Source organism: Paracoccus sp. pheM1 (assembly GCF_018499825.1).
In the GTDB taxonomy this organism is placed as follows: Bacteria; Pseudomonadota; Alphaproteobacteria; order Rhodobacterales; family Rhodobacteraceae; genus Paracoccus; species Paracoccus versutus.
In genome coordinates this window covers 1872701-1884775 of the sequence record NZ_JAGXCX010000001.1, presented here as the reverse complement: position 1 = coordinate 1884775, position 12075 = coordinate 1872701, and the positions used below count along the sequence as shown (strand labels likewise).

13 protein-coding genes and 1 pseudogene are annotated in these 12075 nt (G+C 69.6%); 10 read left to right on the top strand and 4 right to left on the bottom strand.

The genetic code is table 11. The features are described 5' to 3' along the window. The first annotated feature begins 161 nt into the window (after positions 1–161). The 8 genes and pseudogenes from KF941_RS09640 (at position 162) to KF941_RS09615 (ending at position 5131) form a co-directional block, all read left to right on the top strand. Entirely contained in the window at positions 162–662 is a 501-nt protein-coding gene (locus KF941_RS09640; RefSeq protein WP_036751324.1) for a YbjN domain-containing protein, read from the top strand. A 38-nt stretch (positions 663–700) separates the two neighbouring features. After that, the gene (gene proC, locus KF941_RS09635) at positions 701–1504 is read left to right on the top strand and encodes a pyrroline-5-carboxylate reductase (protein WP_116222935.1); all 804 of its coding nucleotides are present in this window, start codon (positions 701–703) and stop codon (positions 1502–1504) included. Then, positions 1501–1842 carry a tRNA-binding protein gene (locus KF941_RS09630; protein WP_214273215.1) on the top strand — a complete coding sequence of 114 codons (342 nt, stop codon included), beginning with the start codon at positions 1501–1503 and terminating at the stop codon, positions 1840–1842. The genes proC and KF941_RS09630 overlap by 4 nt, the downstream gene beginning before the upstream one ends. Continuing rightward, positions 1842–2792 (top strand): D-glycerate dehydrogenase, encoded by a 951-nt coding sequence (locus KF941_RS09625; protein ID WP_116222934.1) that lies wholly within the window; start codon positions 1842–1844, stop codon positions 2790–2792. Before KF941_RS09630 ends, KF941_RS09625 begins: the two co-directional genes overlap by 1 nt. Beyond that, the gene (locus KF941_RS27965; protein ID WP_240540273.1) at positions 2792–2929 is read left to right on the top strand and encodes a hypothetical protein; all 138 of its coding nucleotides are present in this window, start codon (positions 2792–2794) and stop codon (positions 2927–2929) included. Before KF941_RS09625 ends, KF941_RS27965 begins: the two co-directional genes overlap by 1 nt. Beyond that, positions 2926–3379: pseudogene (locus KF941_RS27960) on the top strand (DUF4147 domain-containing protein); the annotation flags it as partial. The gene KF941_RS27965 and the pseudogene KF941_RS27960, both read left to right, overlap by 4 nt. Then, entirely contained in the window at positions 3362–3970 is a 609-nt protein-coding gene (locus KF941_RS27955; protein WP_346428995.1) for an MOFRL family protein, read from the top strand. The pseudogene KF941_RS27960 and the gene KF941_RS27955, both read left to right, overlap by 18 nt. A gap of 99 nt (positions 3971–4069) precedes the next feature. After that, on the top strand, positions 4070–5131 hold the full coding sequence (locus KF941_RS09615; RefSeq protein WP_214273214.1) for a DUF475 domain-containing protein: 1062 nt from the start codon (positions 4070–4072) through the stop codon (positions 5129–5131). A 168-nt stretch (positions 5132–5299) separates the two neighbouring features. On the opposite strand, the gene KF941_RS09610 is transcribed toward KF941_RS09615, so the two are convergent. From KF941_RS09610 to cobT, 3 genes are all read right to left on the bottom strand, one after another. After that, the gene (locus KF941_RS09610) at positions 5300–7114 is read right to left on the bottom strand and encodes an aminopeptidase P family protein (protein WP_214273213.1); all 1815 of its coding nucleotides are present in this window, start codon (positions 7112–7114) and stop codon (positions 5300–5302) included. A 27-nt stretch (positions 7115–7141) separates the two neighbouring features. Continuing rightward, a complete protein-coding gene (epsE, locus tag KF941_RS09605; protein ID WP_214273212.1) occupies positions 7142–8395 on the bottom strand; it encodes an exopolysaccharide biosynthesis GT4 family glycosyltransferase EpsE in 1254 nt (417 codons plus the stop codon). A 99-nt stretch (positions 8396–8494) separates the two neighbouring features. After that, on the bottom strand, positions 8495–10357 hold the full coding sequence (gene cobT, locus KF941_RS09600) for a cobaltochelatase subunit CobT (protein ID WP_240540272.1): 1863 nt from the start codon (positions 10355–10357) through the stop codon (positions 8495–8497). Here cobT and KF941_RS09595 point away from each other — a divergent pair. Both KF941_RS09595 and KF941_RS09590 read left to right on the top strand, forming a co-directional pair. Beyond that, positions 10356–10634 carry a type II toxin-antitoxin system HicA family toxin gene (locus KF941_RS09595; protein ID WP_214273211.1) on the top strand — a complete coding sequence of 93 codons (279 nt, stop codon included), beginning with the start codon at positions 10356–10358 and terminating at the stop codon, positions 10632–10634. The two genes, cobT and KF941_RS09595, sit on opposite strands and share 2 nt — an antisense overlap. Then, a complete protein-coding gene (locus KF941_RS09590; RefSeq protein WP_072460942.1) occupies positions 10631–11023 on the top strand; it encodes a type II toxin-antitoxin system HicB family antitoxin in 393 nt (130 codons plus the stop codon). Before KF941_RS09595 ends, KF941_RS09590 begins: the two co-directional genes overlap by 4 nt. Here KF941_RS09590 and cobS read toward each other — a convergent pair. Further along, positions 11020–11994, bottom strand: coding sequence for a cobaltochelatase subunit CobS (gene cobS, locus KF941_RS09585; RefSeq protein WP_036751307.1), 975 nt, complete (start codon positions 11992–11994; stop codon positions 11020–11022). The genes KF941_RS09590 and cobS overlap by 4 nt on opposite strands. Positions 11995–12075 lie beyond the last annotated feature (81 nt).

Genomic DNA, 12075 nt, shown 5'->3' with positions numbered 1-12075 from the left:
GCTGTCGCGATCCGGTAACGGAATTTTCGCTTTACACCCTCGTGGAACCGGCACACGATATGTTGTAGGCGCATCCCGGAAACTACGCCGGGTGTAGTCTGGGCCACCAAGGGTTGGGGTTTCGACCTTGCCCCGCTCTCAGACAGGCAGGGGGACAGGACATGGCACAGCTGGACTTCATCCATAGCGATGACATCCATCCCATCGACATCGTGGAAACCGTCGCGGCGCATCACGAATGGGATTTCGACCGTCTGGCCGAGGACCAGATCGCCATGGCGGTCGAGGGCCAATGGCGCACCTATTCCATCACGCTGGCCTGGTCGCCGCGCGAAGAGGTGCTGCGGCTGATCTGCACCTTCGACATGGACCCCCCGGCCGAGAAGCTGCCGGCGCTCTACGAGGTCCTGAACCTGGCCAACGACCAGGTCTGGGACGGCGGCTTCACCTTCTGGGGGCCGCAGAGGCTGATGGTCTGGCGCTATGGGCTGGTGCTTTCGGGCGACGCCATCGCCAGCCCCGAGCAGATCGACCAGATGATCGGCAATGCCATCCTGGCCTGCGAGCGCTTCTATCCCTGTTTCCAGCTGGCCTGCTGGGGCGACGCCACGCCCGAGGCCGCCATGGACATCGCCATGTCCGAGGCCTACGGTCGCGCCTGAATTCCCGCCTTTGCGCGGGCCAAGTCAGGGGGCAGGACATGGATTTCTCGGATCTGAATGCGCGCGGGCTGGTGCTGGTCGGCTGCGGCCGCATGGGCGGCGCGCTGCTGGACGGCTGGCTGAAGAACGGGCTGGCGGCGCGGGCGGTGCATGTGGTGGACCCCCAGCCGCGGGCGGAGCTGTCGGGTCTGGGTATTTGGATCAACGGAGAATTGCCCGAGGCGCCCGCCGTGCTGGTGATCGCCGTCAAGCCGCAGATGATGGCGGATGTGCTGCCGCGGCTGTCGGTCGGGGCGGGGACGCTGGTCATCTCGGTCGCGGCGGGGGTGACGCTGGGCGCGTATGAGGCGGCCTTTCCGGCGGCGCCGATCGTGCGCGCCATGCCGAACACGCCGGCGGCCATCGGCCAGGGCATCACCGCCGTCATCGGCAACGCCAGGGCCGGCGAGGCCGAGATGGCCCTCGCCGAGGCGCTGCTGTCCGCCGTCGGCCGCGTGGTGCGGCTGGAGGGCGAGGATCAGATGGATGCGGTGACGGCGCTTTCCGGCTCGGGGCCCGCCTATGTGTTTCACATGATCGAGGCCATGGCCGCGGCGGGCGCGGCCGAGGGGCTTTCGCCGGCGCTGGCGCTCGAACTGGCGCGGGCGACCGTGGCCGGGGCGGGCGCGCTGGCCGTGCATGAGGACGAGGATCCGGCCAGGCTGCGCGAGGCCGTGACCTCGCCCGGCGGGACCACGGCGGCGGGGCTTCGCGAGCTGATGGACCCCGAGACCGGCCTGCCGCCGCTGATGCGCCGCACCGTCGCCGCGGCAGCCGAGCGGGGGCGGGAGCTGGGCCGATGAGCGGCCAGATCGCCTGGGCGGATTTCGAGAAGGTCGAGATCCGCGTCGGCCGCATCACCCGTGCCGAGCCATTCCCCGAGGCGCGGCGCCCGGCCTTCAAGCTGTGGCTGGATTTCGGGCCCGAGATCGGCGCCCGCAAGAGTTCGGCCCAGATCACCCGGCATTATGCGCCCGAGGAACTGATCGGCCGGCAGGTGCTGGCGGTGGTGAATTTCCCGCCCCGCCAGATCGGCCCCTTCATGTCCGAGGTGCTGGTGCTGGGCCTGCCCGACACCGAGGGCGAGGTGGTGCTGATCGGTCCCGAACGCGAGGTGCCGGACGGGGGGAGGATGTATTGATGAAGCTTCTGGTGACGCGCCGCATGACGCAGGCGGCGGAACATGCGCTGTCGGCCCGGTTCGAGACCGAGATCCTGGACCGCCGGGACGGCTTGAGCGTCGAGGAGGCGGCGCAGGCCCTGGCCGATTACGACGCGATCATGCCGACCCTGGGCGACCGCTTCACCGCCGAGGCCTTCCAGGCCCGGCCGCGCTGCCGCCTGCTGGCGAATTTCGGCGCCGGCTACAATCATATCGACGTGGCGGCGGCCGCGGCGGCCGGCATCGCCGTGACCAACACCCCGGATGCCGTGACCGAGGCCACGGCGGACATCGCCCTGACCCTGATCCTGATGACCGCGCGCCGGGCGGGCGAGGGCGAGCGGCTGTTGCGCCGCGGCGCATGGACCGGCTGGGAGCCGACGCAGCTGCTGGGCCGCCATGTCACCGGCTGCACCGTCGGCATCATCGGCATGGGCCGCATCGGCAAGGCCATCGCCCGGCGCTGCCATTTCGGCTTCGGCATGGAGGTGCTGTTCCACAACCGCTCGGTGGTCTCGTCGCTGGACTTCCCGGCCCGGCAGGTGGCCGACCTGGACGAACTGCTGGCGCAGTCGGATTTCGCCGTCGTCGCCGTGCCGGGCGGGGCCGAGACCCGGCACATGATCGGCGCGCATGAGCTGGAGCGGCTGGGGCCGCGCTCATACCTGGTCAATATCGCCCGCGGCGACGTGGTCGAGGAGGCGGCGCTGGTCGAGGCCCTGGCGCAGGGCCGGATCGCCGGGGCCGGGCTCGACGTCTACGAGTTCGAGCCGAAGGTGGCGCCCGCGCTTTGCGCCATGGAGAACGTGACCCTGCTGCCGCATCTGGGCACCGCCGCCGAGGAGGTGCGCACCGCCATGGCGATGCGGGCGCTGAACAACCTGGTCGCCTTTGCCGAGGGGCAGGCGTTGCCCGACCGGGTGAACTGATGGTGCCTGGCGCCCGCGCCATGGTGCTGGTTCGCGCCGGCATCGCCGCCGCCGATCCTGCGGCCGCCGTGGCGCGGGCCATGGCCGGGGTGCTGGCCGATCCGCCGGGACCGGGCGGGCGGCCGCCCGCGCCATGACCCAGGCGGCGCTGGAGGCGCTGCCGGGCGCCGAGGCGCTGGCGGTGACCAATGCCGGCAACGACGCGGCGCTGGCCGGCGCGCGGGTCATGCGCGCCGGCCATCCGCAGCCCGATGCCGATGGCGTGGCGGCGGCCGAGGCGTTGATCTCCCGGCTTTCCTCGGCCCGGCCGCAGGACCGGGTGCTGGCGCTGATCTCGGGCGGGGGCTCGGCCATGCTGCCGGCTCGACGCTGGCCGACAAGCAGGCGGTGAACCGGCTGCTCTTGGCCTCGGACGCCGATATTGCGCAGGTCAACCTGATCCGGCAGGGGCTGTCGCGGCTGAAGGGCGGCGGCTGTCGCGGGCGCCGGTTGCGGCGCTGATCCTGTCCGACGTGCCGGGGGACGACCTGCGGGTGATCGCCTCGGGGCCGACGGTGGCGCCGGTCGGCATGCGGGCCGAGGCCGCCGAGCTGGCGCGCAGGCTGGGCATCTGGGAACGGATGTCTGATGTGGCGCGGGCGGTGCTGCGGCGGCCCCAGGACCGCCGCGCCCTGCCGCCGGCCCGCAACATCCTCATCGGCTCGAACGCGCTTTTGGTCGCGGCCATGGTCGCGGCCGGGGCCGATCCGGCGCCCTTGCCGCTTGCGGGCGACGTGCAGGATTGCGCGCGGGCGATCTGGGCCCTGGCGCCGGGGTTGCGGCCGGGCCAGGCGCTGGCCTTCGGCGGCGAGACCACGGTCAGGCTGGTCGGCGACGGCATGGGCGGGCGCAACCAGGAACTGGCCCTGCGGCTTGCGCTGCTGGCCGAGGCGCAGCCGGTGAATTTCGGCTGGGCCTTTACCGCGATCGGCAGCGACGGGCGCGACGGTCCGGGCGAGGCGGCGGGCGGGCTGGTCGGCGCCGGCACGCCGGCCGCGATCCGGGCGGGCGGCATCGACCCAGCGGCGGCGCTGGCCAGGAACGATTCGACCCAGGCGCTGGCGGCGGGCGATGCGCTGGTGCTAACGGGCGCCACCGGCACCAATGTCGCCGACCTGGCGGTGCTGGTGCGCGGCTGAAAGCACGGGCGGCGCCCTGGGCCGCGCGCAAGGCTGCCCTGCGCCCGCCCGCCTTGCCCGTCCTTCCGGCAGGGCCTAAGACCGAAGGGCACGAGCCGCATGACGGGGAACCCCATGAGATCGACCCTCAGCTACATGACCTGGCCCTTCATCGTCACCGGCGCGGGACTGGCGCTCGCCGCCTTCCTGGGCTGGGAATACCATGGCACCGGCTCGGGGGCGCTGGCCTTCTTCCTGATCGCCGGCATCCTGGCGGTGCTGGAGATATCGCTCAGCTTCGACAATGCCATCGTCAATGCCAACAAGCTCAAGCGGATGGTGCCGAAATGGCAGCGCCGCTTCCTGACCTGGGGCATCCTGATCGCGGTCTTCGGCATGCGGGTGATCTTTCCGCTGCTCGTCGTGGTGATCGCCGCCCATCTGGCGCCATGGGAGGCGCTGCGCCTCGCCGCCACCCAGCCGCAGGAATATTCCCGCATCATCCACGAGGCGCACCTGCCCATCGCGGCCTTCGGCGGCTCGTTCCTGATGCTGGTGGCGCTGAACTATTTCTTCGACGAGGCCAAGGACGTGGACTGGATCAAGGGCGTCGAGGCCGCGCTGCGCAAGCTGGGCGAGATCCGCGGCATGGAGGTCGGCTTCGTGCTGATCTGCATGCTGGTGATCGTGGGCCAGCTGCCGGCGGAAAAGGAGCATGCCTTCATCATCGCCGCGATCTGGGGGGTGATCACCTATCTGCTGGTGGACATGCTCGGCCATGTCCTGGATCGCTGGGGCGGCGCCCCCCGACATGCCGACATGGCGCGCGGCGGCTTCGGCGCCTTCCTCTATCTCGAGGTGCTGGACGCGTCCTTCAGCTTCGACGGGGTGATCGGCGCCTTCGCGCTGACCCAGAACCTGTTCCTGATCGCCATCGGCCTTGGCATCGGCGCGATGTATGTGCGCTCGATGACGGTGATGCTGGTCGAGCGCGGCACGCTGGCCGCCTTCCGCTATCTCGAACACGGTGCCTTCTGGTCGATCTTCGTGCTGTCGATCCTGATGTTCGTCCAGACCCTGCGGCCGATCCCGGAAGTGGTCACCGGCCTCCTGGGCGCCTGCTTCATCGGCATGGCCTTCCTCAGTTCGCTGGCCTGGCGCCGCCGCCACCCGCAGGGCTGAGTTCGCCGTTCTTTCCGTTTGCCAAATACCCATGCGACGGTGCCCAGGGGCGCGGTTGCCGGAGTATTTGGGGAACAGAGAAGTCGCGGCCGCGGCGCCCCATTGGAACGGGCGGCGCGGCCGGCGCCGTCCGGGGAGCATTTGGGACACGGTGAACGGCGCCAGGTGTCAGGCGTTGCCCAGCGGCCGCGTCGCCAGCGAGAGCCAATCGCGCACCTCGCCCGCGACCAAGGGCGAGATCTTCTCCCGGACCTGCGCATGATAGGCGTCGAGCCAGGCGATCTCGGCCGGGGCGAGCAGGCCGGGCTCGATGAGGCGACGGTCGATCGGGGCGAAGGTCAGGGTCTCGAAGCCCAGCATCTCGCGCCCGTCGGGGCTGCCCTGTTCCTCGACCACGATCAGGTTCTCGATGCGGATGCCGAAGCCGCCCTCGCGGTAATAGCCGGGCTCGTTCGACAGGATCATGCCGGGGGCCAGCGGGATGTCCGAGATGCGCGAGATCCTGACCGGCCCCTCATGCACCGAAAGGCCGGCGCCGACGCCGTGCCCGGTGCCGTGGTCGTAATCCATGCCCTCGGACCACAGCGGCGCGCGGGCCAGCGCGTCGATATGGCAGCCCGCGAGGCCCTTGGGGAACTGCGCCCGCGACAGCGCGATCATGCCCTGAAGCACGCGGGTATAGGGCCGCCGCACCGCCGGATCGACCGGGCCCATCGGCAGGGTGCGGGTGATGTCGGTGGTGCCGTTGGCATATTGCCCGCCGGAATCGACCAGCAGCACATGGCCGGGCAGGATGCGCAGGTTGCTTTGCCGGTCGACATGGTAATGCGGGATCGCGGCATGCGGGCCGGTGGCCGCGATGGTGTCGAAGCTGATGTCGAGGATGCCGCGCGCCACGCGCAGTTCCTCGAGCTTGGTGGCCACGTCGATCTCGGTCAGCGGCTCGGCGTCCAGATGCGGTGCGCGGGCGTCGAGCCAGCACAGCAGTTCCGTCACCGCGGCGCCGTCCTGCAGATGGGCGGCGCGCATCCCGGCGATCTCGGCCGCGTTCTTGCGCGCTTTCGGCAGGATCACCGGATCCGGGGCTTCGGCGATGGGGGTCTTCATGCTTTCGATCAGCGCGAACACCCGCTCGGGCGCGCTGGCGGGGTCGACCCGCACCGGGCCGGCCAGATTGGTCAGCGCCGGGGTCAGCGCATCGAGCGGCAGGATCGATACCGCATTGCCAAGCGCCGCCCGCACCTCCGCGCCGAACTTGGCCGGGTTGGTGAAGACGGCGACATGGCCGTTCTCCTCGATGATGGCGAAGCCTTGCACCACCGGGTTCTTCGGCACGTCGGCGCCGCGGATGTTCAGCAGCCACGACACCGAATCGGGCAGGGTCAGCACCGCTGCCTGCTGTCCGGCATCGCGCAGCGCGCGGGCGATGCGGGCGCGTTTTTCGGCCGCAGTCTCGCCTGCGATCTCGTCGGGCCAGAGGCGGACCGCGCCCACCGGCGCCTCGGGCTGGTCGGTCCAGATCGCATCGACCGGGTTCGTGTCGAGCGCGATCAGCGCGATGCCCGAGCCGGCCAAGCCCTTTTCCATCTCGCGGATTTCGCGCCGCGTGTGCAGCCAGGGATCGTAGCCGATGCGCCCGCCCTCGGGCAGGGCCTCGCGCAGCCAGTCGGCGGGTTTCGTCTCCGGCCAGGGCACCGGGGTGAAATGCGCGGGGTCCACCTGGGCCTTGACCTGCACGCGATAGCGGCCGTCGATGAACACGCCGGCGCGGTCGGGCGTGACGATGCAGAAGCCGGCGCTGCCGGTAAATCCGGTCAGCCAGGCCAGCCGCGCATCCCGCGCCGCGACATATTCGCCCTGATGGGCGTCGGCGCGCGGCACCAGGAAGCCGTCGAGCCCGCGCGCGGCCAGTTCGCGGCGCAGCGCCGCCAGCCGGGGCGGATGCGCGGCGGGGTCGGAGTGGCTGTCATAGGTCTGGAACATGCTTGCCTCTGGGTCTTGTTCTGGATGTCAGGCGCGGGCCAGCGCCTCGCGCCCGCCGGGCAGGGTGCGGGCCAGCCCGTCGGCCACCGCCTGGGCGCTGCGGCGGTGGTGGAAATCGGCAGCGACGCGGGCGCGGGAGGCCTGCGCCAGCCGCCGCGCCTCGTCGGGATCGGCGTGGAGCCGGGCGATTTCGTCCGCCATGACCTCGGGGCGTTCGGGCGGCACCAGGATCGCGTCGCGGCCCGAGGTGATCAGCTCGTGATTGCCGCCGACATCGGTGACGACCACTGGCATCTCCATCGCCATCGCCTCCATGATCGCGACCGAGATGCCTTCGTTCAGGCTGGCCAACGCAAAGACATGCGCGCGCTCCAGCCCTTCGCGGACCGAGGTTTCGTTGACCGCGCCCAAGAGCGTCACCGCATCGCTGAGCCCCTTTTCCGCGATCAGCGCGTCGAGCTGGCGGTGATAGCCGGTGCCGCCCTGTTCGTCCTCGCCGGCGATCTCCAGCCGGGTATCGATGCCGCGGGTGCGCAGCAGGGCGACCGTCTGGATCAGGTGGTCATGGCCCTTGACCGCGTTCAGCCGGCCGCAGCTGAAGATGCGCAGCGGCTCGCCCGGCGCGGGCGGTTGCCAGGGGGTCTGGCGCCGGATCTGGTCGAGGTCGACGCCCATCGGCGCGACATTGATCACCGCCGGGCGGTCGGTGCCGATCTCGCGCTCGGCCACCTGCGTCAGCAATTGCGAGATGATGGTGGCGAAGCGCGCATGGCGCCATTTCTGCCGCTGGTTCGGCCCGTAGCCCTCCAGCGTCGGGCCGTGCAGGGTCAGGCTGTAGCCGGGCCCGCCCAGCCTTTCGGCGAACATGGCGATATTGGCGCTGTCGGCGCAGCTGTGGACATGGATGTGGTTCCAGCCCTGCTGGCGGGCGATGCGCTTGAGCCGCGCGCCCATGGCCAGCAGCGCCAGCATCCGCAGCCGGCCCTTGAGCCCCTGCGCCTCGGCGGTCATCGCCGCGCCCAGGCCCCGCGCCCAGCCGGCGGGCCCCGAGCGCAGGAGTTCCGCAAGGATGCCCAGGCCCTCGCCGCCCAGGGGCATCAGGTAGCGGGTCTGCGCCTGCGCCTCGGCGGCCCAGCTGTGCGAGGCGACGGCGCGCGGCGGCGGGCGGGTCGAGATCAGCTCGGCCTCGATCCCCAGCTCCGCCAGCGCCTGCCGTTCGCGCCACAGGAAGATATGGGTCTGGCCCGGAAATTCGGGAATGAAGAAACCGATCTTCAGCACGTCAAAGCCCCTTGGCCTGCGAGGCGGAAAAACGGCCCCGGTCCTGCGAAATTGGTCGCATGGGACGCGGGGCAGTTCAAGCAGCCCGAAAGAACAGGTTCAGCCCACGCGGCGCAGGTTCATGGCGCGGGCGCGCTTCCTGGGATCGGCCTCGAACAGGGCGGCGAGCTGTTCGGTCATGGCGCCGGCCAGCTGCTCGGCATCGGTGATCGTCACCGCGCGCTCGTAATAGCGGGTCACGTCATGGCCGATGCCGATGGCCAGCAGCTCGACCTGCTTCTTGCGCTCGATCATCGCGATGACGTCGCGCAGGTGCTTTTCCAGGAAATTCGCCGGGTTGACCGACAGCGTCGAATCGTCCACCGGCGCCCCGTCCGAGATCACCATCAGGATGCGCCGCGCCTCGGGCCGCCGCGACAGCCGGCGATGCGCCCATTCCAGCGCCTCGCCGTCGATGTTTTCCTTGAGGAGCCCCTCTTTCATCATCAGGCCCAGGTTCGGGCGCACCCGCCGCCAGGGCGCATCGGCGCCCTTGTAGATGATATGGCGCAGGTCGTTCAGCCGCCCCGGCTGCGCCGGCCGGCCCGCGGCCAGCCATTTCTCGCGGCTCTGGCCCCCCTTCCAGGCGCGGGTGGTGAAGCCCAGGATCTCGACCTTGACCTGCGAACGCTCCAGCGTGCGGGCCAGCACGTCGGCGCAGATCGCGGCGATACTGATCGGCCGGCCGCGCATCGAGCCCGAATTGTCCAGAAGCAGCGTCACCACGGTGTCGCGGAACTCGGTGTCCTTTTCGACCTTGAAGGACAGCGGTGTCGTCGGGTTCGCCACCACGCGGGCCAGGCGGCCGGCGTCCAGCACGCCTTCCTCCTTGTCGAATTCCCAGCTGCGGTTCTGCTGTGCCTGCAAGCGCCGCTGCAGCTTGTTGGCCAGGCGCGAGACGGCGCCGCGCAGGGGTTCCAGCTGCTTGTCCAGATAGGCGCGCAGCCGCTCCAGCTCGGCCGGGTCGGCCAGATCCTCGGCGCGGATCTCCTCGTCGAATTCCTGGGCATAGACGCGGTAATCCGGGCTCGCCTCGCTGACCTGCGGCGGCAGGTCCGGGGGCGTCTCGGCCTCGGACATCTCGGCCTCGTCCACCAGCTCCTCGTCGGACTGGTCGTCCATGCTGACCTGGGCCTGGCGCTCTTCCTGGGTCTGCTCCTGCGTGCGCTCGGGGCTGGCCTCGGCCTCGTCGTCCTGGTTCTGGTCGCGGGACTGGTTGTCGCCGGCCTCCTCGTCCTGCTCGGCGTTTTCCTCGGCCTCGTCCTCCTGCGGTTCGTCGGGGTCTTCGCCCAGCTGGTCGCCATAGCCCAGGTCGGCGATCACCTTGCGGGCGAGCCGGGCGAAGGCCGCCTGGTCGGCCAGCACCTCGCCCACATGATCGAGATCGGCGCCGGCCTGTTCCTCGACGAAGGGGCGCCACAGGTCGGCGACATGCTGCGCGGCCGAGGGCAGGGCGCGGCCCGTCGCCGCCTGCCGCACGATATAGCCCGCCGCCACCGCCAGCGGCGCATCGGCCGGGGCCTTGATCTGGCCATAGCCCTTGCGCTCGGCCTCCTGCCCCAGCTTGGCGTCGATGTTGCTGAGCGCGCCGGGCATGTCGCGGGCCCCCAGCGCCTCGCAGCGCGCGGTCTCCATCGCCTCGTAGAGGTCGCGCGCCATCGGTCCGGCGGGCGCGTATTTCGCATGGGTTCCGGCATCGTGGTGGCGCAGCTTCATCGCCAGGGCGTCGGCGGTGCCGCGCGCCAGCAGCACCTCGTCGCGGGTCATGCGGCGGCTGACCTGCGGCAGGCGCATGGTATCGCCCGCCACGCCGGAAGGATCGGCGGTGAAGGTCACGTTCAACTCGTGATCCTCGGCCAGGGCGCGGGTGGCCTCGGTCAGGGCCTTCTTGAACGGATCGGCGGGGTTGTCGGATTTTTTCATGATCTATTTCTGGGCCAGTTCAGGCCGGCTGTCGAGAGGACTTGACGCAACAGGTCATGCGCACATATTTACACACGTAGAAATCTTTCGGAACAGCCGCGACATTCTGCGCCGCCTTGCCGCGGAAGGCTGGGAAGAGGTTTCGATCCGGGGATCGCATCACAAGTTCCGCAAGGAAGGGCGCGTCGTGATCGTGCCGCACCCCAAAAAGGACTTGCCCCTTGGCACGGCCCGCAGCATCGCGCGCATGGCAGGATGGTTGGAGGACAAGGAATGAAAACCTATCTGGCATTGGTCGAAAAAGCTCCCGACAGCGCCTTTGGCATCCGTTTCCCGGACCTGCCGGGCTGCTTTTCGGCGGCCGATGACGAAAAGGACATCCTGCCGAACGCGGTCGAGGCGTTGGAACTGTGGTTCGAGGACGCCCCGGACAGCCAGCCCCGCGCCTTGGGCGAAATCGCCGCCGAATGCGCGGCAGAGCTGACGGCTGGCGCCTTCCTGATCGCGGTGCCGCATATCCGTCGCATGACCAGGCAGCGCCGGGTGAATGTCAGCATGGATGCCGGAACGCTGGACGCGGTCGATGCGGCGGCAGAGCAATTGGGCCTGACCCGCTCGGGCTTTCTGGCGATGGCGGCCCTGAACGAGATCAAGGGCGGGCATTAGCCCGCCTTGACCGCCGCGCTTTCCGGCAGTTCCTCGTCGAACAGGCGCTGATAGAACTCGGCCACCGTCTGGCGCTCAAGCTCGTCGCATTTGTTCAGGAAGGTCAGGCGGAAGGCATAGCCCACGTTGTCGCCGAAGATGCGCGCGTTCTGCGCCCAGGCGATCACCGTGCGCGGCGACATGACCGTGGAGAGATCCCCCTGCATGAAGGCGGTCCGCGTCAGGTCGGCCAGCGTCACCATCTGGCTGATGATCTTGCGGCCTTTTTCGGTGTTGTAGGTCGGGTTCTTGGCCAGCACGATCGCCGCCTCGGCGTCGTGGCTCAGGTAGTTCAGCGTCGCCACCAGCGACCAGCGGTCCATCTGGCCCTGGTTGATCTGCTGCGTGCCGTGATAGAGGCCGGTGGTGTCGCCCAGGCCCACGGTGTTCGCCGTCGCGAACAGGCGGAAATAGGGGTTCGGGGTGATGACCTCGTTCTGGTCCAGAAGTGTCAGCTTGCCGTCCGCCTCCAGCACGCGCTGGATCACGAACATCACGTCGGCCCGGCCGGCGTCGTATTCGTCGAAGACGATGGCGGTCGGGTTGCGCAGGGCCCAGGGCAGGATGCCCTCGTGGAAGACCGTGACCTGCTTGCCGTCCACCAGCTTGATCGCGTCCTTGCCGATCAGGTCGATCCGGCTGACGTGGCTGTCCAGGTTCACCCGCACGCAGGGCCAGTTCAGCCGCGCCGCCACCTGCTCGATATGGGTGGATTTGCCGGTGCCGTGATAGCCCTGGATCATCACCCGACGGTTGTAGGCAAAGCCCGCCAGGATCGCCAGCGTGGTGTCGGGATCGAACTTGTAGGTCGTGTCGATGTCGGGCACCCGGTCCGAGCGTTCGGCAAAGCCCTTGACCTTCATGTCGCTGTCTAGGCCGAAGACCTCGCGCAGGTCGATCTCTTCGGTCGGTTTCGCGTTCTGATCCAGCATGGGCGGCCCTTTCGATTGTCCCATGCTTGATGAATGATTCCCTGCGCGGGCGCAAGCCGGGCGGGGCGCGGGAACCGTCGC

What these genes read in the sequence shown, in the direction of transcription:
- cobS (WP_036751307.1), bottom strand. Translation starts at nt 11,994, where the DNA reads ATGCTGGATCAGAACGCGAAACCGACCGAAGAGATCGACCTGCGCGAG.
- KF941_RS09615 (WP_214273214.1), top strand. Translation starts at nt 4,070, where the DNA reads ATGACGGGGAACCCCATGAGATCGACCCTCAGCTACATGACCTGGCCC.
- KF941_RS09640 (WP_036751324.1), top strand. Translation starts at nt 162, where the DNA reads ATGGCACAGCTGGACTTCATCCATAGCGATGACATCCATCCCATCGAC.
- KF941_RS27965 (WP_240540273.1), top strand. Translation starts at nt 2,792, where the DNA reads ATGGTGCCTGGCGCCCGCGCCATGGTGCTGGTTCGCGCCGGCATCGCC.
- KF941_RS27955 (WP_346428995.1), top strand. Translation starts at nt 3,362, where the DNA reads ATGCGGGCCGAGGCCGCCGAGCTGGCGCGCAGGCTGGGCATCTGGGAA.
- KF941_RS09590 (WP_072460942.1), top strand. Translation starts at nt 10,631, where the DNA reads ATGAAAACCTATCTGGCATTGGTCGAAAAAGCTCCCGACAGCGCCTTT.
- KF941_RS09610 (WP_214273213.1), bottom strand. Translation starts at nt 7,114, where the DNA reads ATGTTCCAGACCTATGACAGCCACTCCGACCCCGCCGCGCATCCGCCC.
- KF941_RS09630 (WP_214273215.1), top strand. Translation starts at nt 1,501, where the DNA reads ATGAGCGGCCAGATCGCCTGGGCGGATTTCGAGAAGGTCGAGATCCGC.
- KF941_RS09625 (WP_116222934.1), top strand. Translation starts at nt 1,842, where the DNA reads ATGAAGCTTCTGGTGACGCGCCGCATGACGCAGGCGGCGGAACATGCG.
- proC (WP_116222935.1), top strand. Translation starts at nt 701, where the DNA reads ATGGATTTCTCGGATCTGAATGCGCGCGGGCTGGTGCTGGTCGGCTGC.
- cobT (WP_240540272.1), bottom strand. Translation starts at nt 10,357, where the DNA reads ATGAAAAAATCCGACAACCCCGCCGATCCGTTCAAGAAGGCCCTGACC.
- KF941_RS09595 (WP_214273211.1), top strand. Translation starts at nt 10,356, where the DNA reads ATGATCTATTTCTGGGCCAGTTCAGGCCGGCTGTCGAGAGGACTTGAC.